Origin of the sequence: Mesorhizobium sp. M7A.F.Ca.CA.004.12.1.1 (assembly GCF_003997835.1) — a bacterium.
Lineage (GTDB): Bacteria > Pseudomonadota > Alphaproteobacteria > Rhizobiales > Rhizobiaceae > Mesorhizobium.
Genome location: NZ_RZRK01001496.1, coordinates 1 through 484 on the forward strand (window position 1 = coordinate 1; position 484 = coordinate 484).

Consider the following 484-nt stretch of genomic DNA (forward strand, 5'->3'; position numbering starts at 1 on the left):
CCTCCGTGGTCACCAGCAGGCCGGCGACCGATGCCGCGTCCTGGAGAGCGGTGCGCACCACCTTGGCCGGGTCGATGACGCCCTGGCCGTAGAGATCGCCGAATTCGTTGGTCTGGGCGTTCCAGCCCCAGCCGAATTCGCTTTTCTCGCGCAGCTTGCCGACGATGATCGAGCCTTCGGCGCCGGCATTCTCGGCGATCTGCCGGACCGGCGTTTCGATGGCACGGCGCACGATATCGACGCCAGTCTTCTGGTCCGCATTGTCGGTCTGCACGGCATCGAGCGCCTTGGCTGCCCGCAGCAGCGCGACACCGCCGCCAGGCAGCACGCCCTCCTCGACGGCCGCGCGGGTCGCATGCAGCGCATCGTCGACGCGGTCCTTGCGCTCCTTGACCTCGACCTCGGTCGAGCCGCCGACCCGGATCACCGCAACGCCGCCGGCGAGTTTGGCCAGCCGCTCCTGCAGCTTCTCGCGGTCGTAGTC

The 484-nt window shown here is 69.0% G+C and carries 1 protein-coding gene; it reads right to left on the bottom strand.

The annotated features are described in order from the left end of the window. The coding region (locus tag EN984_RS37220) for a TCP-1/cpn60 chaperonin family protein (RefSeq protein ID WP_281057403.1) at positions 1 to 484 on the bottom strand (484 nt) is incomplete at both ends.